General features: G+C 50.2%; 20 protein-coding genes. 7 read left to right on the top strand and 13 right to left on the bottom strand.

Annotated features, from left to right (window positions below):
• Positions 1 to 17 precede the first annotated feature (17 nt).
• Positions 18 to 497: a sigma D regulator gene (rsd, locus tag LRP49_RS22035; protein ID WP_274145050.1), complete on the bottom strand. Its 480-nt coding sequence runs from the start codon at positions 495 to 497 to the stop codon at positions 18 to 20.
• Between the two features lie 142 nt (positions 498 to 639).
• Between rsd and nudC the strand changes: the two genes are divergently transcribed.
• Positions 640 to 1,398 carry an NAD(+) diphosphatase gene (gene nudC, locus LRP49_RS22030; protein WP_274145049.1) on the top strand — a complete coding sequence of 253 codons (759 nt, stop codon included), beginning with the start codon at positions 640 to 642 and terminating at the stop codon, positions 1,396 to 1,398.
• Between the two features lie 23 nt (positions 1,399 to 1,421).
• Here the strand turns inward: nudC and LRP49_RS22025 are convergent, their stop codons facing one another.
• From LRP49_RS22025 to LRP49_RS22010, 4 genes are read right to left on the bottom strand one after another with little or no spacing between them, the layout of a single operon-like run.
• On the bottom strand, positions 1,422 to 2,525 hold the full coding sequence (locus LRP49_RS22025) for an acetoin dehydrogenase dihydrolipoyllysine-residue acetyltransferase subunit (RefSeq protein ID WP_274145048.1): 1,104 nt from the start codon (positions 2,523 to 2,525) through the stop codon (positions 1,422 to 1,424).
• On the bottom strand, positions 2,522 to 3,535 hold the full coding sequence (locus LRP49_RS22020; protein ID WP_274145046.1) for an alpha-ketoacid dehydrogenase subunit beta: 1,014 nt from the start codon (positions 3,533 to 3,535) through the stop codon (positions 2,522 to 2,524). Before LRP49_RS22020 ends, LRP49_RS22025 begins: the two co-directional genes overlap by 4 nt.
• Before the next feature lie 14 nt (positions 3,536 to 3,549).
• Positions 3,550 to 4,539 carry a thiamine pyrophosphate-dependent dehydrogenase E1 component subunit alpha gene (locus tag LRP49_RS22015; RefSeq protein ID WP_274145044.1) on the bottom strand — a complete coding sequence of 330 codons (990 nt, stop codon included), beginning with the start codon at positions 4,537 to 4,539 and terminating at the stop codon, positions 3,550 to 3,552.
• Positions 4,536 to 5,588: an ATP-NAD kinase family protein gene (locus LRP49_RS22010; protein WP_274145042.1), complete on the bottom strand. Its 1,053-nt coding sequence runs from the start codon at positions 5,586 to 5,588 to the stop codon at positions 4,536 to 4,538. The genes LRP49_RS22015 and LRP49_RS22010 overlap by 4 nt, the downstream gene beginning before the upstream one ends.
• A gap of 298 nt (positions 5,589 to 5,886) precedes the next feature.
• On the opposite strand from LRP49_RS22010, the gene LRP49_RS22005 reads away from it, so the two are divergent.
• Entirely contained in the window at positions 5,887 to 7,794 is a 1,908-nt protein-coding gene (locus LRP49_RS22005) for a sigma-54-dependent Fis family transcriptional regulator (RefSeq protein WP_274145041.1), read from the top strand.
• Between the two features lie 7 nt (positions 7,795 to 7,801).
• Here the strand turns inward: LRP49_RS22005 and LRP49_RS22000 are convergent, their stop codons facing one another.
• Genes LRP49_RS22000 through LRP49_RS21990 form a run of 3 tightly spaced genes read right to left on the bottom strand, consistent with a single transcriptional unit; the run spans position 7,802 to position 10,743 of the window.
• A complete protein-coding gene (locus tag LRP49_RS22000; RefSeq protein WP_274145039.1) occupies positions 7,802 to 8,632 on the bottom strand; it encodes a substrate-binding periplasmic protein in 831 nt (276 codons plus the stop codon).
• Between the two features lie 35 nt (positions 8,633 to 8,667).
• A complete protein-coding gene (locus LRP49_RS21995; protein WP_274145037.1) occupies positions 8,668 to 9,066 on the bottom strand; it encodes a c-type cytochrome in 399 nt (132 codons plus the stop codon).
• Positions 9,067 to 9,078: 12 nt separating this feature from the next.
• A complete protein-coding gene (locus tag LRP49_RS21990) occupies positions 9,079 to 10,743 on the bottom strand; it encodes a pyrroloquinoline quinone-dependent dehydrogenase (protein ID WP_274145036.1) in 1,665 nt (554 codons plus the stop codon).
• A 383-nt stretch (positions 10,744 to 11,126) separates the two neighbouring features.
• Here LRP49_RS21990 and hemE point away from each other — a divergent pair, with 383 nt between their 5' ends.
• Positions 11,127 to 12,191, top strand: a complete 1,065-nt coding sequence (gene hemE / locus LRP49_RS21985; protein ID WP_274145034.1) for a uroporphyrinogen decarboxylase — start codon at positions 11,127 to 11,129, stop codon at positions 12,189 to 12,191.
• 365 nt (positions 12,192 to 12,556) lie between these two features.
• Here the strand turns inward: hemE and LRP49_RS21980 are convergent, their stop codons facing one another.
• The gene (locus tag LRP49_RS21980) at positions 12,557 to 13,141 is read right to left on the bottom strand and encodes a uracil-DNA glycosylase family protein (protein WP_274145033.1); all 585 of its coding nucleotides are present in this window, start codon (positions 13,139 to 13,141) and stop codon (positions 12,557 to 12,559) included.
• Positions 13,141 to 14,046 (bottom strand): D-2-hydroxyacid dehydrogenase, encoded by a 906-nt coding sequence (locus LRP49_RS21975; protein ID WP_274145031.1) that lies wholly within the window; start codon positions 14,044 to 14,046, stop codon positions 13,141 to 13,143. The genes LRP49_RS21980 and LRP49_RS21975 overlap by 1 nt, the downstream gene beginning before the upstream one ends.
• A gap of 93 nt (positions 14,047 to 14,139) precedes the next feature.
• Here LRP49_RS21975 and LRP49_RS21970 point away from each other — a divergent pair, with 93 nt between their 5' ends.
• A complete protein-coding gene (locus LRP49_RS21970) occupies positions 14,140 to 14,727 on the top strand; it encodes a YjaG family protein (RefSeq protein WP_274145030.1) in 588 nt (195 codons plus the stop codon).
• A 51-nt stretch (positions 14,728 to 14,778) separates the two neighbouring features.
• Here the strand turns inward: LRP49_RS21970 and LRP49_RS21965 are convergent, their stop codons facing one another.
• Positions 14,779 to 15,972, bottom strand: coding sequence for a hemolysin family protein (locus tag LRP49_RS21965; RefSeq protein WP_274145028.1), 1,194 nt, complete (start codon positions 15,970 to 15,972; stop codon positions 14,779 to 14,781).
• A 236-nt stretch (positions 15,973 to 16,208) separates the two neighbouring features.
• On the opposite strand from LRP49_RS21965, the gene hupA reads away from it, so the two are divergent.
• The gene (gene hupA / locus LRP49_RS21960; RefSeq protein ID WP_274145027.1) at positions 16,209 to 16,481 is read left to right on the top strand and encodes a nucleoid-associated protein HU-alpha; all 273 of its coding nucleotides are present in this window, start codon (positions 16,209 to 16,211) and stop codon (positions 16,479 to 16,481) included.
• Between the two features lie 42 nt (positions 16,482 to 16,523).
• The gene (locus tag LRP49_RS21955) at positions 16,524 to 17,210 is read left to right on the top strand and encodes a DUF1481 domain-containing protein (RefSeq protein ID WP_274145025.1); all 687 of its coding nucleotides are present in this window, start codon (positions 16,524 to 16,526) and stop codon (positions 17,208 to 17,210) included.
• Between the two features lie 80 nt (positions 17,211 to 17,290).
• Here LRP49_RS21955 and purD read toward each other — a convergent pair whose 3' ends face one another.
• Positions 17,291 to 18,580 (bottom strand): phosphoribosylamine--glycine ligase, encoded by a 1,290-nt coding sequence (gene purD / locus LRP49_RS21950; protein ID WP_274145023.1) that lies wholly within the window; start codon positions 18,578 to 18,580, stop codon positions 17,291 to 17,293.
• 59 nt (positions 18,581 to 18,639) lie between these two features.
• Positions 18,640 to 20,232, bottom strand: a complete 1,593-nt coding sequence (gene purH / locus LRP49_RS21945; protein ID WP_274145021.1) for a bifunctional phosphoribosylaminoimidazolecarboxamide formyltransferase/IMP cyclohydrolase — start codon at positions 20,230 to 20,232, stop codon at positions 18,640 to 18,642.
• A gap of 198 nt (positions 20,233 to 20,430) precedes the next feature.
• Between purH and zntR the strand changes: the two genes are divergently transcribed.
• A complete protein-coding gene (gene zntR, locus LRP49_RS21940; protein ID WP_274145019.1) occupies positions 20,431 to 20,844 on the top strand; it encodes a Zn(2+)-responsive transcriptional regulator in 414 nt (137 codons plus the stop codon).

Here is a 20,844-nt window from a genome sequence, read left to right as displayed (position 1 = left end):
ATAATTTGAAGAAAAGTTTAAGCTCCTGGCGGAATTGCTAGACTGTCAGCGATGAGCTGAATGAGCATGTCTTCCTGCTCGAAACGTAATTCCATGATCTCACCGACGCGAGATATGTCATTATCGAAGCCAGTAAAATTGTCTTCGTTTAGCGTAAAGTCACTGTACTTATCATTAAACGTCAGTAAAGGCTCAGTCGTTTCAACGATACGTGCATACAAGGCGTCGATTTCAGAATTGCTTGAAAATCCGGTCGATTTCCAACGCGCCATGACCATGTCATAAATCTTAAAATGGCCAGCTGAAATATAGTCGACAAGAGACTCACAGAAGCGGTTTAGAGCTTGTTCTGTAGGAAGGCAGTTTTTGTTGCTACCAGACAGACCAGCCACTTTGGAGTACTCGACGAGTAATTCTTGTCTAAGAGTTAACCAGTAGTCGATGACTTCGCTGTAGCCACCCCACTGCTGTTGTGCTTTTTCGAGTTTGTTAAGCATGACCACGTCCTCATGATCAGCGCACCTGAGCGCTTTTTATAGGATATTGGCCATATCAATCAGGCCATCAATTGTCTAACATCAGGTTACTAAATTTAGATTGCCGCAAATTGCAGCGGTTATCAAGGATCGAAACTGCGTTATGTCTGATCGAAATGATCTTGTGTACTTATGTTGCGTAAGCCATGGCAAGATGTGGCTGCCGGATCACAGCTTACCGATAATCTCTAAATATCAATTGGATAAAACTTTCCCAACACACTATGTCATTGGCCACTATGACGGGAAAGTTGTGTATTACACCAATTTCAGTGAAACATGTGATTCGAGTCAGTTTGAGAGTTTGCGAGCGTTGCTGGCACTACCTCCTGCGTTGTTCAACCTTGCTGGCAAGGCAGTACAGCTCGACCATATGCAGAGAACTCAAGGTTTTTGCAGTTATTGCGGCGGCAAAAACGCCTTTGATGCTGACCACTCTGCGATGATTTGTGGGTCATGCAATACCGTTTCCTATCCACGTATATCGCCGTGCATCATTGTGGCAGTAAAGCGGGATGAGCAAATTCTTCTTGCGCAGCATCCGCGTCATAAGAACGGGATGTTCACAGTGCTGGCCGGTTTCGTCGAAGCGGGTGAAACGTTGGAAGCGTGTGTTGCGCGTGAAGTAAAAGAAGAAACGGGGGTAGACGTGACAAACATCCGTTACTTTGACAGCCAGCCTTGGGCCTTCCCATCCAATCTTATGATGGGGTTTATCGCTGATTATGCGGGTGGGGAGTTAAGTCCCGACTATGAGGAATTGACGGATGCGCGCTGGTTTGATGTCAATGACTTACCGCTGGTGGCTCCAGAAGGTACCATCGCCAAACGCCTCATTGATGCTGTCACCATCAAAAGATAGGGATGCCAAAGCATCCCTTTACGTTAGCGCGTGTGGGCCAGAATCAGGGTATTCACGTTATTAGCTTGCTCCATTTGAACCATATGCCCAGCTTCTGCTAGGACATGTATCTCCGCGTTCCTGATGTTCGTGGCGTGCGAGGCAGGGATGACTGCATCTACTTCACCCCAAATCACCAGTGGTGAGGGACTGGAATCTAAATCCAGCGCAATGTGTTGGGTGCCATCGACAAAAAGCTGGTTGGCCAGCGCGTTCAGTGAGGTCTTCACGCCATCGAGCCGTTTATATTTGAGCACGTCATCGACCAGATTACGCGTAACCAAGCTGCTGTCTGCAAAAAGCAGCTGCAATACAGGTTTCAGATTTTTACGGCTTTCTGAGTCAACAAACCCCCGGATATAGTCGCTGTTGATGTCTTGACCAAGACCGGCACTGCCAATCAAGGTCAGCGAAGCGACCTTGTCGGGATGAAGCTTTGCCAGTTCACCACTGATAAGCCCGCCCATCGAATGACCGACCAAATGGGCTTTCCCAATATCTAGCTTATCCATCACAGTCACGACAGTATTGATGAGATCGGTAAAGCGAATATTTTCTGAGATCTCCGACTGCCCATGACATGGAAGATCAAGGGCCAATACAGGTGCGTTTTCAGCAAGGGCATCTAGGTTAAACAGCCAGTTGTCCAAGTCACCGCCAAAACCATGTATCAGCACATAAGGTGTTCCTGGGGCTTCGGCATTCATATGACTGTAGCGAATGCGTCCTGCATCGGTGTCGATAAAAGCATAGGCTGAGGCCGCTTCTTCCTCGTCTCCTTCTTCGGAGGAGGGCTGAACAAATGCGGCGACATAAGCATCGATTTCTTCGTCTGTCACCTCTGGTGGTGCAAGTACACCGAGTAGTGCCTGAACCGAATAGACGTCACCTTCCTGAGCGACCTTGCGTCTTAACAGTCCGGCATCCGGCGCTTCCACCTCGCTGGCAATTTTGTCGGTTTCCACATCCATGATCACCTGACCCACTTCAATGGTATCCCCTTCGTCAACATGCCACTCGGTGAGGGTGCCTTCTTTCATGGAAAGCCCCCATTTGGGCATCACCACAGGTATGATTTTCTCACTCATGCATTTACTCCCACCGTTCGGTTGACTGCATTCACAATGTCTTCAACCGTCGGCACATAGATATCCTCCAGAAATGGGGAGAAAGGTACTGGCGTATGAGGCGGGGTGACCATGGCAATCGGTGCTTTCAAAGACGCGAAGGCAAGTTCTGCCACCTGTGCGGACACATCCGCAGCGATTGAGCAGCGTGGGCTGGCTTCGTCGATACACACCAAGCGTCCGGTTTCTTCCACGCTTTCCACGACCGTATCAATATCCAGCGGGGAGAGGGTGCGGAGGTCAATCACCTCACATTGCACGCCTTGTTTCTCCAGTTGTTCAGCCGCTTCCATTGCACGTGTTACGGTCAGGCCATAAGACACCAGAGTGACGTCTTTACCTTCACGCAGCACATTCGCTTCGCCAAAAGGAATGGAATAAGGTGCCTCTGGTACGTCTGACTCGGTGGCATAGAGATTTTTATGCTCCAAGAAGATAACAGGGTCATTGTCACGGATAGACTGGATAAGCAGCCCCTTGGCATCATAGGCATTCGACGGACACACAACCTTCAACCCCGGAATGTGGGTGAATAGAGGGGTGAGCATTTGGCTATGTTGCGCGGCTGCCCTGAAACCTGCGCCGCACATTGCACGGATCACCACGGGTGTTTCAGCCTTCCCACCAAACATATAACGGAACTTGGCGGCTTGATTGAAAACCTGATCGAAACAGACGCCAATAAAGTCGATAAACATTAACTCGGCAATTGGGCGAAGCCCGCAAGTAGCGGCACCTATGGCGGCACCCACATAGGCACTTTCTGACAGTGGTGTGTCCATCATTTGGTTGGGGTGTTTAGCATACAGCCCCTTTGTTACCCCTAGTACGCCACCCCATGCATCGTCTTCACCCGGCGCACCGGTACCACCGACAATGTCTTCGCCCATCATAATGACGTTGGGATCGCGGGACATTTCCTGATCGATTGCTTCGTTAATCGCATCCTTGATTGATAGTGTTCTGGCCATCATCACTCTCCTTGTTATTCTGAATAGCTGACGTAAACGTCGGTCAGCAGGGCATTGGCTGGTGGTTGTGGTGCATCAATCGCAGCGCGAACGGCATCTTCGATAAGTGCCGACACTTCACCATCAATGGCATTGAATTCATCTGCATTGATAAGGCCAGTTTCTTCCACTCGTTGACGGAAGAGTTTCAGGCAGCAGCGGTTGGTGCGGATATCTTCCACTTCGCCGTCAGCGCGATAGGTCTGGGCATCCCCTTCAAAGTGACCAAAGAAGCGCACCATTTTGCACTCCAGCATCGAAGGGCCACCGCCGTTTCTGGCGCGTTTGATGACTTCGCCTGCCGCTTCATATACCGCAAAGAAGTCGGTGCCATCGACGGTGACGCCCGGTAGACCAAACCCTGTTGCGCGGTCGACATAGGAGTCACAGGCCACCGCCCAATCGACGGAGGTTGACTCGGCATAGCCGTTGTTTTCAATCACAAAGATGGTGGGGAGTTGCCAGACGGCAGCAAGGTTCAGGCTTTCAAGAAAGGTTCCTTGGTTCGATGCGCCATCACCGGTAAAGCTGATGCCCACACCGCCATGGCCAAGATGTTTGGCCGCAAGGGCTGCGCCACACACCAGTGGGGAGCCAGCCCCTAGGATACCGTTGGCACCCATCATGCCTTTGGACAAATCGGCAATGTGCATTGAGCCACCTTTGCCTCGACAGGAGCCGGTTTCTTTGCCATAGATTTCCGCCATCATGCCATGCACGTCCACGCCTTTGGCGATGCAGTGACCGTGTCCGCGGTGGGTGGACGCGATACGGTCGTTGTCGTTCAGGTGCATCATGATGCCCACAGCCGTGGCTTCTTCACCGGCATAGAGATGAACGAAGCCTGGGATATCGCCGCGGGAAAAGTCGACGTGAAGGCGCTCTTCGAAATCACGGATGGTTTTCATCATCCGATATGCGTCCAGCAACTGTTCACGAGAGAGTGGAAATGGATTGTCACTCATGAGTTTCTCCTTGATGTTGTCGTTGTGTGTGTCGATGGAAGGCGAAGCAGACCGTGCTCGGCGGCGTAGGCCATGCAGCGCGGTATATCGACCGTATTGAAAGCGTCATGTTTGAGGGTGACCGAAACCTTGTCGTTTGGGCCAAATGGCAGTTCCCGCTCGCCATCGAGGGCGAAAGAGCCCTGTTGGCTTACTGGTGTAATAAGTAAATCTGATTCAAAAAGCTGACTGCGCTCGATATGAACAGGGGTCATCAGTCCCGGGGCGAGTGGGGCATTCACTGAAAACAGGGCATATGGTGGATTGGTGAAGGTCAGATGCATGCCCACAGGGGCTTTTCGCGTGATGGGCTGAATTAACCCTGCAATGGAAGAAAGCCCGATGAGTGTTGGATCAGCAAAAGTGACAAACAGTTCGCGAAGGCTCTCTGGACGCCAGACTGCTCGGGCACCGATAAAACGTTCCTGAACGACAGCGACATCGACAAGCGCGATGTCAGGAGTGTCATTCACTCTCACTTCCAGCAATTTATTTGCTTCGAATGCCTGTGAAGGAGGAATTTTTCCAGAAACGGCAAGGCCTGTGGCGATGCCCGTAATGGTGGGTTCTGTCAGTGGTGGAAAGGCATTGTTGGTACCACTGGACACTCCTGAAATTGGAATGTTGCCGCAGGCTTTGACGACCAACCGGTGGGTGCCATCGCCGCCAAGCACAACAATTGCGGCAACACCTAACGCCTTCATGGCGCGGCTGGCTTCGAGTGTATCTTGCGCGGTGGAGGTTACAGACATGTCGAGCCAACTGACGCTGGGCATGTTAAAGCTATCCAGCGAAGCCTGATGTAATCCGCGTGCGATGTGCGTTCGAAGGCCTGCACGTTCTGGCATCATTACCACATGTTCAACACCCCCCTGCGCAAGCCCCGCAAGAATACGAAGCACCATGTTGGCCCGATCCGTGAGTTGAAGGTTGGCACCTTTGGCAATCACCCTGCGAATATCTCGGGCTGAAATGGGATTGGCAATGATCCCTACCGTCAATCCAGTCACTGTCACTCCTCATTCTTTGCTGGTGGGAGGAACAGAACAAGATGCGTGCCAAGCAGTGATTTGTTTAGATATATATAAATTTCAAGGTGTTATTGTTTTTGTTATTGCGGGGGAGTGTGGCACTGATGCTTCGGCGTGCAACAGGTGTGGCGTTATCCGGTGGACGGTGTCACAGGGAAATAAACTCTGTGTTGTGAGTGAGAAATCGGGGCAGGAAAGTGAGCTTTATTGTTGGACAGAGTTGTATGATCGTTTTGTTGTTGGTTAATAATTAATCAAATGACAGGAGCGGTAGCATATGGCAGTCACTATGCGAGTCAGTGAGCACATAAAGGAAGTGCAAAGCGTTATTGAAGGGAGTCAAACATCCCGTGATGATGTTATTGCCACGTCTTGGGCACGGTGTATCGACGATTATCACCTTGATCCTGTGGTGATGCAGGAAGCATATATTGTTCCCCATACCCAGCTCAAGGAGCACCGGGAGCGGCTCGATAAGCTTATTCGCACGGCAAAATACGGACTGGATGCCCTGTATCATCAGGTGGCGGATCACGGCTATGTGTTGATGCTGACCGATGCAGAGGGGGTAACGGTCGATTATCAGGGTGATGCCTCGCTAACTTGGGAGCTTAAAAAGGCTGGGCTTTACCTTGGGGCAGAATGGTCGGAAGCGCGTGCTGGCACCTGCGGCGTTGGTTCTTGCATTTACACCGGGGAAGCGTTGACTGTACACCAGAGCGATCATTTTGATGCCACCCACTCACCGCTTTCTTGCACCGCAGCCCCCATTTACGATGTCGATGGCACGCTGGCTGCTGTGCTCGATATCTCTGCTTTACAAAGCCCGCACCCCAAAGCCAGTCAGGCTTTGACACTGCAACTTGTCACCTCCTGCACGCGTCGTATCGAAATGGCGGCACTGATGAATAGCTTTCGAAAGGAATGGATTGTCAGGCTGAGCCAATCTCCGGCGTTTTTAGACGTCGATCCCGAGTGCGCTTTGGCGGTAGACGGCGAAGGGCGCATTATAGGTATGACACATAGTGCCCAGCGGTTGTTATCTGGAATTGGCAATAGCGACTGGCGCAATCCAGACCGCGTGCTTGGTGCGCGTTTCTCCGAATTCTTTAATATTGATATCAACGAGCTTCCAGCACTTAGTCGTGCCTTGCCTACCGAAGAGCGATTGCTCGCGACCATTCATGGAGATTTGTGGTTTGCCCATGCAATAGCCCCTCAACCTTCTTCGGTACAGCGGCGCAAGAAGGTGGTCAGCGGCAGTCTTTCTGCGATTTATGGTGATGATGCCAAAATGGCGAGTCTGGCCACTAAAGCAACCACGCTTTCCATCTCGGACTTGCCTTTGTTATTGAATGGGGAAACTGGCACCGGCAAGGAGTATCTGGCCAAGGCAATCCATGAGAGCTCTTCTCGAAAATCAGGGCCTTTTATTGCGATTAACTGCGCAGCCATTCCAGAAAGCCTGATAGAAAGTGAATTGTTTGGTTACGCTGACGGCGCGTTTACTGGGGCACGTAGCAAAGGCAAAAAAGGGCTGATTGAACAGGCCAACAACGGCACCCTGTTCTTGGATGAAATTGGGGATATGCCGCTGTCGCTGCAGGCGAGATTACTCAGGGTGCTGGCGGAAAGAGAGCTGCTTCCAGTGGGTGCAACCAAGGCAATCCCTGTTTCCTTCCGGGTGCTTGCTGCTACTCACAAATCACTGCCTGAGCTGGTAAAAAACGGCAGCTTCCGCGAAGACCTCTTTTATCGCATCAATGGTGCAACCCTCACGATTCCTGCGCTGCGTGAGCGCTCGGATATCTTGTGGCTGGCCGGGCAGATTTTGTCTGGGCTGACAGATAAACCTGTTTATGTTTCCAAGTTAGCAGGAGAGCTGCTCGAAAATTATCCGTGGCCAGGCAATATCAGGGAACTGGAGAATACGCTCCGTTTCGCGTTGGCATTTTGTATTGAGGGTGAAATCCAGCCTGAGCATTTGCCCGAAGAGATAAAAACAGGGTTTGGACGACCCCTGTGTGTTTCCTCGGCGACGCAGGAGTTGTTGGCAACCTTGGAAGCGTGTAACTGGAATATTTCAGAAACTGCCCGCGCTTTGGGGGTGGATCGTTCAACCATTCACCGCAGGATGAAAAAAGAGAGAATTGAACGTCATTACCAACCGCAAGGGAAACGCTAATCCAGCATTATTGGCCAGTAATGATGTTATATCGAGGTGACGTCCCGACAGGTTCCTGATATTGGCGGTCGAGGCTGGCATCGGGGTCTGAGAACCTTGAGCTTAGTGTCAGACCATACTCGCTCAAGATCTTGGTGAGTACGCCATTTTCTTCCAACGCCTTGAGTACCTCTCGAACATCTGATTCGTCCAGTGAGTCAGCGCGGCGGATACCTATTGTCATGGGATAGGAAATGGCCTGCTTAGCATCAGGGAATGGCGAAGCGCGTAACCGCTTCTTATTGTTGACGAATTGATGGATAAACCATGCAAAAGAGAGGTTTGAGACGATAGCCATATCCACGTCACCAGCCATCACTGCGCTTAGCATATCCTGCTCATTGCCAAATCCAACCCTGAGTTGACTGTTTGTTAGATGCTCCAGCATTTTCCTATGGGCCGCTGATCCTGAAGCGACAGCGACTTGCAGATTGTCTGGCAGGAAGCCGATTTCAAAAGAGTTCTGCACCGCCTGCACCCAAACAAGATTGTGCTCAAGCAAAGCCGGGGCATAGCGGGCATGGGTTTCTGGGCTTTTCGCCCGCGCAACGCCGAGTATCAATTGGCAGTCGGACTTTCGTATCTGATACCTTGCCCAGACCCATTCAACGGTCAGGGATACATGCCATGCTTCTGCCACCGCTTCGGCAATCTCAATGAATGCGCCTTTGGGACTGTCTTCACCTGAAAGGGGGAGAGCATCACGGGAAGCGCAGACGGTAAGGTGCCCTCTTTGTTGTACCGACTCCTGAAGGGAAAAAGGGCGGGCAGTGGGCGATATCGTCCATAGCCCGATCATTATCAGCCAAACAAGGCACTTTCTAGATTCAGGACTCACAGGCAGGTCTCAAGCGTGCCAAGTGACAGAATATAAGCCACCAATTCCAGTCTTTCCGATTCTGAAAAGGTATCGCCCCAAGGGGGCATAAATTGACTGCCCCTGCGTAGCCCATTTGAAATGGTGTCAAACAGGTACCCCCCCTCAAAGTCGCGGCATTGTAGCTTTTTAGATTTCCCGCCAATCCCCTTTGCACCGTGGCAGTAAGCGCAATTTTGGTAGAAGCGGATTTCTCCCTCCTTTATTTCGGCAGGAGAGGTAGGGATGTTTAGTGGTGCTTCCTGTGTGATTGGTACGGCGACAGCAATCGCTTCATTGGATAGAAGCAGCATCAAGACCAGAACGATCACTGCAAAGCATTGGCCTAGAGCGTTGGAAATGCATGGCCTAATCATCACAAATTCTCCTTATTTTTCTATGCTGAATGCGATGAGGGCCGCTCCGCCGGGTAGGCCGGAAACCTCAGGAAATGCACTTGCCATAAACCCTGGAGCATGGGAGCCAAAGCCACTGGGAACCAGCAAATATTGCTTGCTGTCTTTTCCATAGCTGATAAGCCCTGAGCGGATACCAGAGCCGGTATTAAACGACCAAAGTTCTTTGCCGGTATCCGCGTCATAAGCGAACACCTTGCCAAACACATCTCCGTTAAATACCAACCCGCCTGCGGTGGCTAAAACACTGCCTAAACCAGGAATGGGATAATCAACACTCCAACGGACTTCACCCGTGATGGGGTCGCGGGCATCCAGTCGGGCACTGGCTTTTTGATTTGGTGGAGCAACGGCTTCCAGCAGGGATACACCTAGGTAAAGACCTGAGATACCGATTTTTTCGGGATTTTGCTCTGCAGCGATGATCTTGTTACAGACTTCCATTGCATTGGTATACCAGAGCCCTGTTTTCGGACTATAGGCACCGTGGTTCCAACTGCGCGCACCGAGAAGGTAAGGGCAGAGGACTTTTTCCTCACCCAGTTTAGGCTCGTTGCGACCTATCAGCTCTCCGGTTTTTGGATTGACTGATTTCACCCAGTTGTAAGTTTGTGAAAGGGGCCAAATATTAATTGGCTTGCCAGTCTTTTTATCCAGAACGTATACGAATCCGCCTTTGTTCAGATGGAAAATGACATCACGGTTTTCGTGTTCAATCGTGACAATTTCATACGCCGAGTCATAGTCCCAGACATCATGGGGGACCTCCTGAAAGTACCATTTCAACTTTCCAGTCTTGGCTTCAATCGCCAGTAAGGAGGCCGTGTATTTGTTGTCGCCTTTTCGCACTTCACCAAAAAAATCCGGGGCAGCATTGGAGGTTCCGATGTGGATCAGGTCGGTTTTTTTGTCATATACACCCGGCATCCACGCTCCGCCACCTCCGACGTTACCCGTGTCGCCTGGCCAGCTTTCAGGATCATCACTGATGGTGTCAAATTCCCAAAGTGGTTGGCCGTTCAGGGCATTGACCGCATAAATTTTTCCCCGCTGAGGCTGGTCGCCGCCTGTTGTGCCGCCATACAGCACCTCACCCGCCAGTTGTGGTGGTGATGAAAACAGGCAACCGTAGCAGGATTTCAGGTCCGTAATTTTACGCTTCCAGACTGGCTTACCCGTTTTCTGGTTGAGGGCGATAAAGCGTCCATCCAGAGTGCCGAGATAAACCATGCCATGGCCTACCGTCACGCCGCGGCTTGCTGCTTGATAAAACACTCTGGTCACAATAGGGTCGAGCTCAGGTTGGTAGTGCCACAGTGTTTCGCCTGTTTCGCCATCCACGGCATAGACATTGTTGTTGGCTGCCACGTAATAAATCACACCATCAAGGACGATAGGGGTGGCCTGTAAGCCATGTTGAATGTCCCCGGGTTGGTGAATCCATGCCACTTTGAGTTTGTCCACATTGGCTTTATTTATGTCTGACAAAGGGCTGTATCGCCAGCCATTATCCAGTCGATGGTATTTGGGCCAGTCGCTGTCTGATGCTGTAGCGTGAGCTGGTGGAATGAAATAAATGGCAAGTAGGAAAAGTAGCGGGATAGCAAGCCAATATGAGTAAGTAGCATTCTTTGTCATCACGTCGCATCCTTTGCAATGGGTATGCTCGCCTATCGCAAGTTGAGTGCCAATGTTGGTTTTGTTTGAAATCAGACACTTAATTGGTTCGTTGGTAAGGATGCTGAAGCAGGATGCAACAGGTGTCGCGCTTCAGGTGTCGCAACAGGGGATGGAAAACAGGCAAAAAAAACCCGCCGTAGGGAGGCGGGGGTAAGATGCGATTATGGGTAGTGTCTAAATAGACATATTGTTATTTGTTTCATTTTTTAACATGTGATTAATCTATCAGCAATTTAAGGATGCATTACATACCCATATTTATGATCATCTCCACAAAGGACTGCTTTTGTTGCGTTCTGAGGGTGTTACAATAACGCCGAATAAATTTCAGGATGTAGACAATGACAGAACTAAAGAATGATCGCTATTTGCGTGCTTTGCTCAAAGAGCCTGTTGATTACACACCAGTATGGATGATGCGTCAGGCTGGCCGTTACTTACCAGAATATAAGGCGACCCGTGCGCAAGCTGGCGACTTTATGTCATTGTGCAAAAATGCCGAGCTCGCGTGTGAAGTGACCCTTCAACCGCTACGCCGCTATGATCTTGATGCCGCGATTCTCTTCTCTGATATTTTGACTATCCCGGATGCAATGGGTCTAGGTCTGTATTTTGAAACCGGAGAAGGGCCTAAATTCGAGCGTCCAATTACGTGTAAAGCGGATGTTGAGAAAATCGGTCTGCCGGATCCAGAAGGCGAACTGCAGTACGTAATGAACGCCGTTCGCACGATCCGTAAAGGTTTGGATGGTCAGGTTCCATTGATTGGCTTCTCAGGCAGTCCATGGACGCTTGCGACTTACATGGTTGAAGGCGGCAGTTCAAAGGCGTTCACCAAGATCAAAAAGATGATGTACGCAGAGCCACAAACCCTGCACCTGTTGTTGGATAAGCTTGCGGACAGTGTGATCGAATACTTGAACGCGCAAATCAAAGCGGGTGCTCAGTCTGTGATGGTGTTTGATACTTGGGGCGGTGTATTGACGCCACGTGATTACAACGACTTCTCTCTGCAATACATGCACAAGATTGTTGATGGCCTGATCCGTGAAAACGAAGGTCGTCGCGTACCTGTAACCCTGTTCACCAAAAACGGTGGTATGTGGCTAGAGAAAATCGCTGCCACTGGCTGTGATGGCGTCGGTCTGGATTGGACTATCGATATGGCGGAAGCGAAACGCCGTATTGGCGATAAAGTGGCACTGCAAGGCAACATGGACCCGTCTATGTTGTATGCATCGCCTGAGCGTATCCGTGAAGAAGTGGCAACCATTCTGGAAGGGTTCGGCCATGGCACTGGCCATGTATTCAATCTGGGTCATGGTATCCACTTGGACGTGCCACCAGAAAATGCAGGCGTGTTTGTAGAAGCGGTACACGAGCTGTCAAAGCCGTACCATAAGTAATCCAGCACAAGATTTCGAGGCCGACAAGTTGTCGGCCTTTTTTATTTCTGCGGTTTGTACAGGGTTAGGCGGGAAAATTCCTCGAAAAGCTGCACATTGCACTAAATCTATCTAAATACAGTGTGTTACGGTTTTTTCTTTGCTATATATAAACATGTGTTCAGGAAAAAGCTGTGTGACACAACAAAAGCTGAACGTTTTAGGAATGTGTGTGATTTTTGTGATTTCAAACCAAAATTGGGCTGATTAGGTTCACTGTGGAAAATGCAGAGAAAGCTGTACGTAAACATTAGTTGTTTATATTTCAGTTTCTTAAGTGTTGATGGTTTGGGTGTGAGAAATTGCGTTCAGGAAAAAGCTGAATGTCAGGAAAAAAGCTGATCAATACGGCATCGTAAAAAAGGAAGGGTTTTAGCTTCAAACCACGGATTCTTTCTCAGCCACAGGTTATTACGCGGTGATGGGTGAGGGAGCGCGATAAAACTGGGTGCCCATTGTGTGTTCGCTTTGACGGTGTCTGTGAGCGTTTTTGGCCTCCCTTCGAGGTAGTATCGCTGCGCATAATCGCCAATTAGCAACGTCAGTTGCACATCGGCTAGATGCGCGGAAATCAACTGATGCCATTTCGGTGCGCATTCAGGTCTTGGCGGAAGATCGCCAGACTTACCGCGACCCGGGTAGCAAAAGCCCATCGGCATTATGGCCACTTGCTCGGGATCGTAGAATCTTTCTTTGTCCATTTGTAGCCATTCGCGCAGGCGATCGCCACTTGGGTCATTCCACGGGATCCCCGTTTCATGCACGCGCGTACCGGGTGCCTGTCCGATGATCAGCAATTTTGCGGTACTGCTGGCTTGGACAACAGGTCGTGGCCCAAGCGGTAACTGCGCCTCGCAGTGATTACAGCGTCTAATGTCATCCAGCAGTGCGGTCAGTGTAATGTCGGCCATTAATACCCCAGCGAAAAGTCCATCACATAGTTTAGTGGCTCGCCGTTGCACCAGCGACGGTAGTTGTCAGCGAAAATCTCAAACACTTGCTCGGGAAAGCTTTCTGCTGAGATATGCGGCGTAACCGTAATTGACGGGTGTTGCCAGAACGGGTGTGAAGACGCTAATGGCTCGTGGCAAAAAACATCCAGTACTGCGTGCTGAATATACCCAGCATCAAGTGCGTCCAATAGTCCTTGCTCTTCCACTGCAGGGCCGCGTCCAACGTTAAACAAAATCGCGCCTTGGCATACAGATAGGGTTTCCAAGTTTATGATGCCTTTTGTTTCTGTCGTTGACGGCAAGATAGAAACAATCACATCCGCGTCAGACAGTGCCGTGGTGATGTGATGGGTGGGCAACACCTTGTCGAACGCCGTAACGGATTTTCCTGAGCGGCTGACGCCAATTGTCTTCATGCCAAAGTGGCGAGCTGTGGAAGCGACATGCGCGCCGATAGACCCTGTTCCCAATATCACCATCGTTTTTCCCGTCAGGCCCCGATAAGAGATAGGTGACCAGCGCGCGCCTTCCTGCATATCACGATAGTGAGGCAAGTGGCGGCTCAGTGTTAGAAGTTGTCCAAAGACATACTCAGACATTAAAGGACCAAAAATACCGCGCACATTCGTCAGTGTGTAGTCTGTTCGTGGCTTGCTTAGCAATGCATCAGCCCCTGCGAATGTTGATTGTAGCCACTGCAGTTGCGTCGCTTTTTCAATTCGTGGTGCAAGCTTGGGTGGGTCAGCTAGTATTATTGTCGCGTCTTGGACGGAATCAGTGAGCACCAGATCTGGCAACGCGGCCGCTTCTAGCAGTGCTCTGTATCGCGCTTCGTTGATAGAGCAAAGATAGAGTTGGTTCATATCTGTTCCTTTTGCTGACGCAGTATATAAAGTACACTTGCGCGGAAATCCTTTCCGGCATTATACGTCGGTAATCAGTGTAGACGGCAGACCATGTTAAAAAATCCGATCCAGCTGCGACTCGAAAAACTAGAGCAATGGCAGCACATCACCTTTATGGCGGCACTGGTGGAGCGTATGTATCCAAACTATGCCGCGTTCTGTCAGCAAACTGACTTCGCCGAGCCTCAAGCATATCGCCAATTGCTTGATTGCGTGTGGGAGATTCTGACAGTTAAAAGTGCCAAAATCGACTTCGAAAATCAGCTAGAAAAACTAGAAGATATCATCCCGACAACTGAGGAGTTCGATATCTATCTGGTTTACCCTGCGATTGATGCCTGTGTGGCGATGTCGACCCTTATCCACACCTTGTTGGACCGTGACCTAGTGATGGAATCTGTGCTGAAGATCAGCCAGCAGTCAGTGGCGAGCGTGGCGCAACTTGAAGAAGCGCAAACAGGTGTGGAAGTCACTGACGAGAATCAGAAAGAGATTGAGTCAGTGTGTGCGGAGTGGGATGTTCAGTGGGCGATTTTCCGTGCACTGAAAGAAGCAACTGAACGCGATGTCGAGATGATCCGTGGTATTCGCAATGAGCTTCGCGAAGACGGCGTAAGCAATCTGGGTTTATCAATCTAACGGTTGTTATCGCATGAAAAAAACGGGCCATTGGCCCGTTTTTTTGTTTTGTTATTTTGCGTTTTTCTCGGCAAGATCTTTGGTATCTGTCACCGGTTCTTGTGGTGTATTCCCGTTGTCGTCAGCGACCTTGTCCTCTCCGGCGATCTCTGCAGTGGTGTCAGGCTCTGCTTTTTGCGGACTTTCATCGTCGTCATCATCATTACTTTGAATCACGCCGTGAGTTTCTTTCCAGTCTTCCCAGCGTTCATGAGCCAAAGCTTGCATATTGGACGTCTTGTCAGCTTCGTCGACGATCTCTTTGCCCATTAAGTGCTCGAAGATGTCTTCGATGGTAATGATCCCTTGGACATCGCCGTATTCATCTACAATCAGTGCCAATTGAGAACGCTGCGCCATCAGGCGGTCAAACGCCTTTGGCACGTGTGTTGAGTCATGTACCACAGGGATTGGGCGCATGATGCTGCTCAGTGGTTGCTGGCCCTTGCCGTGTTGATTGGCTGAGAATAGCTCCAGACGGTGCACAAAGCCTAAGATGTTGTCACGTTGCTCAGCGTAAACCAGTGGGCGTGAAAACGGTGTATCGTGGTGCTCTTTCAAGAAGCCTTCAATGCTCATCGACGCATCCACACGGAACAATACCGGACGTGGCGTCATCAACTTCGTCACAGGGACATCACGCAAGCTCAGCAAGTTGGTCAGCATGGTCGATTCGTCGTCTGCTAGCTCGCCATTTTCTTTTGCCAGCAGGGCCATTGCAGAGATTTCATCGCGTAGCTTAGGTTGTTCTTTACCACGCGATAGGCGACGGGTGAGCTGCTCTGACGCCCAAACGATTGGGGTGAGTGCCCATACCATCCAACGCAGGATAGAAGCCGCACCTGGTGCCATTTGACGCCAGTAAGTTGCACCAATAGTTTTTGGTACGATTTCAGACAGTAGCAAAATGGCCAGCGTTAATACCGCGGAAAACACACCTAACCATGCATCACCAAACACTTTGGTGGCTTGTGCGCCAGAAGCTGCAGCACCCACAGTGTGTGCAATGGTATTCAGGGTTAAAATGGAAGCCAGCGGACGGTCAATATCATCTTTTAATTCTTGAAGACGGGCTGCCGCCGGGTGACCCTCCTGTCGCATCTGAGCTAAATAGCTTGGGGTAATACTCAGCAGAATGGCTTCAAGCACCGAGCAGATAAATGAGACACCGATAGACAGTGCCACAAACATGATTAGCAGGATCATCGTTTTCCAGCGTTTAAGTAATTAACAGTAATAATAGTAGCGGCAAGAATCGGGTCTCAGCGCAGTAAATACAAGTGTTGCAGCGGAAATATACCCAATATTTTGTGAGGATGCGCTCAGTTTATGGTTAAAGACTCTGCATACAGTCACTTGTAGTGCCACAAACCTTTGCCAGTCGGGCTTCTTTTGAATTAGAGTTGCCTTGTCTCAAGAAAACCTAAAGAAGGGAAGACCTAATGAACAAGACCAACTTGATCGACCTGATTGCAGAGAAAGCAGACCTGTCTAAAGCACAAGCGAAAGCAGCACTGGAAGCAACTCTGGCTGGTATCGAAGGTGCGCTGAAAGACGGTGATCAGGTTCAACTGATCGGTTTCGGTACGTTTAAAGTTAACCAACGTGCTGCGCGCACTGGCCGTAACCCACAAACTGGTCAGGAAATTCAAATTGCAGCTGCAAACGTTCCAGCGTTTGTTGCGGGCAAAGCGCTTAAAGACGCAGTGAAGTAAGTTATACTCCGCCAAAGCATCCTTATGTTTTGGCGGATTTTTATGCGCGTAATCGCAGCACCTCTCTTTTCACTTCTCGTACTCGCACTGGCGGGCTGTAGCTCGACAGAAGCAATCGTTCCTGTAAAAACCACGCAAACTGCCGCCGTACAAGGTGATGCAACCAGCATTTATTGGCTCGACGAAAAACAGACCTTTCCAGAAACCCTCTCCGAAATCGTGTTGATGGGTGACCATGGGCAATATCAATCAGAATATCGTTGGCGCAAAGGTGTAGTGCGCGAAATTCACCGTAAAGGTACAGTGCTTGATGGTGGAAAGCTTAAAGAGCAATCGATACTGATACGTTATGACTCTGAAGGTCAGGCTGTATACCAACAGTACCGTTTGGATGGCGATCTGCTACCAATCAGAAGTACTGAGTTGGTGAAGTACTACCGACAAGCCGAACAATCGTTGGCAAACGCGAAGACCCTTGGAAAGGAAAGTCAGGATTTTTTCCAAGGGTATTGGAAAGCGGGCACTTTTGAAGAATGTGGCTCCTCATCAGAGAAAACCCTGACGTTTGATACAGTGCTTCCTGATTACCTTTTGCAGCGTCTTAATCCGCAGCGTAACTTTCTTGCCGCTGTTGGTGAAGTGGGTAGAAGGTCTAACACAGTGAATGAAGTGATCATGCTGGGAGCAGGCGATACGCCTTGTCTTGTCAGGCCTGTCTTTAAAAGCTAAGGCTTAAAAGCGAAGACGCAAACATGAAAAAGCCCCTTATCTCTTCGAGGTAAGGGGCTTTTCTTTAGAAACCGTTGTTCTTATTGGTTGTTTTCGCGCTCAATCGCACGGTAGCCAATGTCATCACGGTGGAACATACCTTTCCAGCTAATTTTCGCTGCAAGCTCGTAGGCGCGTTTCTGGGCGTCAGAAACGCTATCGCCCATGGCTGTTGCACACAGGACTCGACCGCCAGCGGTGACAACACGGCCGTCTTTCTCTGCCGTACCTGCATGGAAGACTTTTGCAGCGTCCATTGCTGCGTTTTCCAGCCCAGAGATAACATCGCCTTTGTCGTATGATGCAGGGTAACCGCCTGCAGCCAGAACGACACCGATAGAGGCGCGCGGATCCCATTGAGACTCAACCGTATCCAGCTTGCCAGCGACCGCCGCTTCACACAGATCCACCAAGTCAGATTGAAGACGCAACATGATAGGTTGTGTCTCTGGATCACCAAATCGGCAGTTGTATTCGATAACTTTAGGCGTGCCGTCAGCCATCACCATCAAACCTGCGTACAGGAAGCCTGTGTATGGATGGCCTTCTGCCTCCATACCGCGCACGGTTGGGAAGATGACTTCGTTCATTACACGGTCGTGGATTTCAGGTGTAACAACCGGTGCCGGGCTATATGCGCCCATGCCACCCGTGTTTGGCCCTGTATCACCATTGCCTACGCGCTTGTGGTCTTGGCTGGTGGCCATCGGTAATACGTTTTTGCCATCGACCATCACGATGAAGCTGGCTTCTTCGCCATCGAGAAACTCTTCAACCACCACGCGGTGGCCGGCTTCACCAAAGGCATTGCCTGCCAGCATGTCTTGGATGGCATTCTCTGCTTCTTCCAGCGTCATGGCGACAATCACGCCTTTACCTGCCGCAAGACCGTCGGCTTTCACCACGATTGGTGCGCCTTTCTCACGCACATACGCCAAGGCTGGCTCAATCTCGGTGAAGTTTTGGTATTCAGCGGTTGGGATTTGATGGCGAGCCAAGAAGTCTTTGGTGAATGCTTTAGAGCCTTCCAGCTGCGCAGCCGCTTCTGTCGGACCAAAAATCGGTAGGTCCGCTTCTCGGAATGCGTCAACCACACCAATGACTAGCGGTGCTTCTGGGCCGACAATGGTCAGACCGATGTCTTTATCTTTTGCGAACGCAACCAATGCTGGAATGTCTTCCACGTCAATTGCTACGTTCTCGAGTTTTGGCTCAAGTGCGGTACCTGCGTTGCCTGGCGCGACATAGACTGTGTTCACTTTTGCAGATTGTGCCACTTTCCACGCGAGTGCGTGTTCACGACCGCCACCACCAATAACCAATACGTCCATATTCAATCCTTAAATCAAAGCAGCCTTATGCGGGAAATGGCATCAGGCTGAAAAAGCACTTAGTGGCGGAAGTGGCGCATACCGGTAAATACCATGGACATGCCGTGTTCATCTGCGGCAGCAATCACTTCGTCATCACGCATTGAACCGCCTGGCTGGATAACGCAGGTGATGCCAGCTTCTGCCGCGGCATCAATGCCATCACGGAATGGGAAGAACGCATCAGACGCCATCACGCTGCCTGCGACTTCTAGGTTTTCATCAGCGGCTTTGATACCCGCGATTTTCGCTGAATAGACGCGGCTCATTTGGCCTGCACCCACACCGATAGTCATGTTGCCTTTTGCATATACAATCGCGTTGGATTTCACGTATTTCGCCACTTTCCAGCAGAACAGTGCATCGCGCAGCTCGTCTTCAGATGGCTGACGCTTAGACACCACTTTCAGGTCGTCTATCGACACCATGCCTTGGTCGCGGTCTTGAACCAGCAGGCCGCCGTTAACGCGTTTCACGTCAAAGCCTGTGGTTTGGGTGCTCCACTCGCCGCAAACCAGCAAGCGAACGTTTTTCTTCGCGCTAACCACTTCAACCGCAGCATCAGACACGCTTGGCGCAATGATGACTTCTACGAACTGACGGTCAACGATAGCCTGCGCGGTTTCTGCATCCAGTTCACGGTTAAAGGCGATGATGCCGCCAAACGCTGACGTAGGGTCAGTCTTGTAAGCGCGGTCGTAAGCTTCAAGAAGGTTGTCACCCAGCGCAACACCACAAGGATTTGCGTGTTTAACGATGACACATGCTGGCTCGATGAACTCTTTCACACATTCAAGTGCCGCATCGGTGTCAGCGATGTTGTTGTAAGACAGTGCCTTACCTTGAAGCTGTGTGGCGGTTGATACAGATGCTTCTTCTGGCTTGGCTTCGGTGTAGAAAGCCGCAGCTTGATGGCTGTTTTCGCCGTAGCGCATGTCTTGCTTTTTGATGAACTGCTGATTGAAAGTGCGAGGGAATTTCGACTCGTCGTCACCTTCTTTATTATCACCGTAGGATGGCACCATGGTACCGAAGTAGTTGGCAATCATGCCGTCGTAAGCGGCAGTGTGCTCGAATGCAGAAATTGCTAAATCGAAGCGGGTTTTCAGCGTCAGTGAACCCTTGTTTGTGTCCAGCTCTGTCAATACGCGATCGTAATCTGAAGCATTTACCACAATAGCCACATCTTTGTGATTTTTCGCCGCTGAGCGAACCATGGTTGGGCCACCGATATCGATGTTTTCCACTGCATCTTCCAGCGTACAGCCTTCTTTCGCGACAGTTTCAGCGAAGGGATACAGGTTAACGACAACCATATCGATTGGGGAAATGTTGTGCTTATCCATCACTGCATCGTCCGTATCGCGACGACCAAGGATGCCACCGTGAACTTTCGGGTGCAGGGTCTTAACGCGTCCGTCCATCATTTCTGGGAAGCCCGTGTAGTCAGATACTTCCGTGACGTTCAGACCTTGCTCTGCGAGCAGGCGAGCCGTACCGCCAGTCGAAAGGATATCAACGCCTTTCTCTGCCAGTGCTTTCGCAAACTCAACAATACCGGTTTTATCAGATACGCTAATCAATGCGCGACGAATAGGACGAGCGTTTTCCATTGCTACCATCTCTTCAACTGTGGGGATAAGATATTTGGCAAAACCGCTGGCTGTCAGGGGAGCCGCTTTGCCAAATACCCGTTACGGCAGAGCCTTGATTGATTCGGCGCATATTCTAACCTAAATTACTGACGCAATCGATTGCTTTTATGGTTTTGTCACAATTCTGACCATGGTGTAGCCAACAAAGGTGAAGAAATGAAGATGTTGCAAATAGGGCAGCTTGCCAAGCTGGCTGGTGTGTCGGGGGATACGTTGCGTTTCTATGAGAAGGTAGGACTGATTACGCCGTCGTCCAGAAGTGAGAGTGGCTATCGTCTTTACCAAGAAGATGCGATTTCTCGCGTGCATTTTATTTTAAAAGCAAAGCGCATCGGACTGACGCTGGAAGACATTCAGGAGATGTTGGAAATTCGTCTTGAAGCTAGCCTGCATAGCTGCGCAGAAGTTAAAGGTATCACCCAGAAAAAACTCGATGAAATCGACCAGAAAATTACAGAGTTGACCGAGATCCGTAATGCATTAAAAAAGCTCAATGATGCCTGCTGTGGGCACGTTGAAGACAATGCGAGTCATTGTTCAATTCTCGAAGCTTTGGCATCTGAAGATTAA

The sequence above is a fragment of the Enterovibrio qingdaonensis genome, assembly GCF_028683135.1.
Lineage (GTDB): Bacteria > Pseudomonadota > Gammaproteobacteria > Enterobacterales > Vibrionaceae > Enterovibrio > Enterovibrio qingdaonensis.
Note: the sequence above shows the minus strand (reverse complement) of the source record. Positions and strands in the feature narration are given on the sequence as shown.

Bases quoted from the DNA above. Each gene is read 5' to 3' on its own strand.
- hemE (WP_274145034.1), top strand. From the start codon at position 11,127: ATGACAGAACTAAAGAATGATCGCTATTTGCGTGCTTTGCTCAAAGAG.
- purH (WP_274145021.1), bottom strand. From the start codon at position 20,232: ATGGAAAACGCTCGTCCTATTCGTCGCGCATTGATTAGCGTATCTGAT.
- LRP49_RS21980 (WP_274145033.1), bottom strand. From the start codon at position 13,141: ATGGCCGACATTACACTGACCGCACTGCTGGATGACATTAGACGCTGT.
- zntR (WP_274145019.1), top strand. From the start codon at position 20,431: ATGAAGATGTTGCAAATAGGGCAGCTTGCCAAGCTGGCTGGTGTGTCG.
- LRP49_RS22020 (WP_274145046.1), bottom strand. From the start codon at position 3,535: ATGGCCAGAACACTATCAATCAAGGATGCGATTAACGAAGCAATCGAT.
- hupA (WP_274145027.1), top strand. From the start codon at position 16,209: ATGAACAAGACCAACTTGATCGACCTGATTGCAGAGAAAGCAGACCTG.
- purD (WP_274145023.1), bottom strand. From the start codon at position 18,580: ATGGACGTATTGGTTATTGGTGGTGGCGGTCGTGAACACGCACTCGCG.
- LRP49_RS22005 (WP_274145041.1), top strand. From the start codon at position 5,887: ATGGCAGTCACTATGCGAGTCAGTGAGCACATAAAGGAAGTGCAAAGC.
- LRP49_RS21995 (WP_274145037.1), bottom strand. From the start codon at position 9,066: ATGATTAGGCCATGCATTTCCAACGCTCTAGGCCAATGCTTTGCAGTG.
- LRP49_RS22015 (WP_274145044.1), bottom strand. From the start codon at position 4,539: ATGAGTGACAATCCATTTCCACTCTCTCGTGAACAGTTGCTGGACGCA.
- rsd (WP_274145050.1), bottom strand. From the start codon at position 497: ATGCTTAACAAACTCGAAAAAGCACAACAGCAGTGGGGTGGCTACAGC.
- nudC (WP_274145049.1), top strand. From the start codon at position 640: ATGTCTGATCGAAATGATCTTGTGTACTTATGTTGCGTAAGCCATGGC.
- LRP49_RS22025 (WP_274145048.1), bottom strand. From the start codon at position 2,525: ATGAGTGAGAAAATCATACCTGTGGTGATGCCCAAATGGGGGCTTTCC.
- LRP49_RS21990 (WP_274145036.1), bottom strand. From the start codon at position 10,743: ATGACAAAGAATGCTACTTACTCATATTGGCTTGCTATCCCGCTACTT.
- LRP49_RS21965 (WP_274145028.1), bottom strand. From the start codon at position 15,972: ATGATCCTGCTAATCATGTTTGTGGCACTGTCTATCGGTGTCTCATTT.
- LRP49_RS21955 (WP_274145025.1), top strand. From the start codon at position 16,524: ATGCGCGTAATCGCAGCACCTCTCTTTTCACTTCTCGTACTCGCACTG.
- LRP49_RS21975 (WP_274145031.1), bottom strand. From the start codon at position 14,046: ATGAACCAACTCTATCTTTGCTCTATCAACGAAGCGCGATACAGAGCA.
- LRP49_RS21970 (WP_274145030.1), top strand. From the start codon at position 14,140: ATGTTAAAAAATCCGATCCAGCTGCGACTCGAAAAACTAGAGCAATGG.
- LRP49_RS22000 (WP_274145039.1), bottom strand. From the start codon at position 8,632: ATGATCGGGCTATGGACGATATCGCCCACTGCCCGCCCTTTTTCCCTT.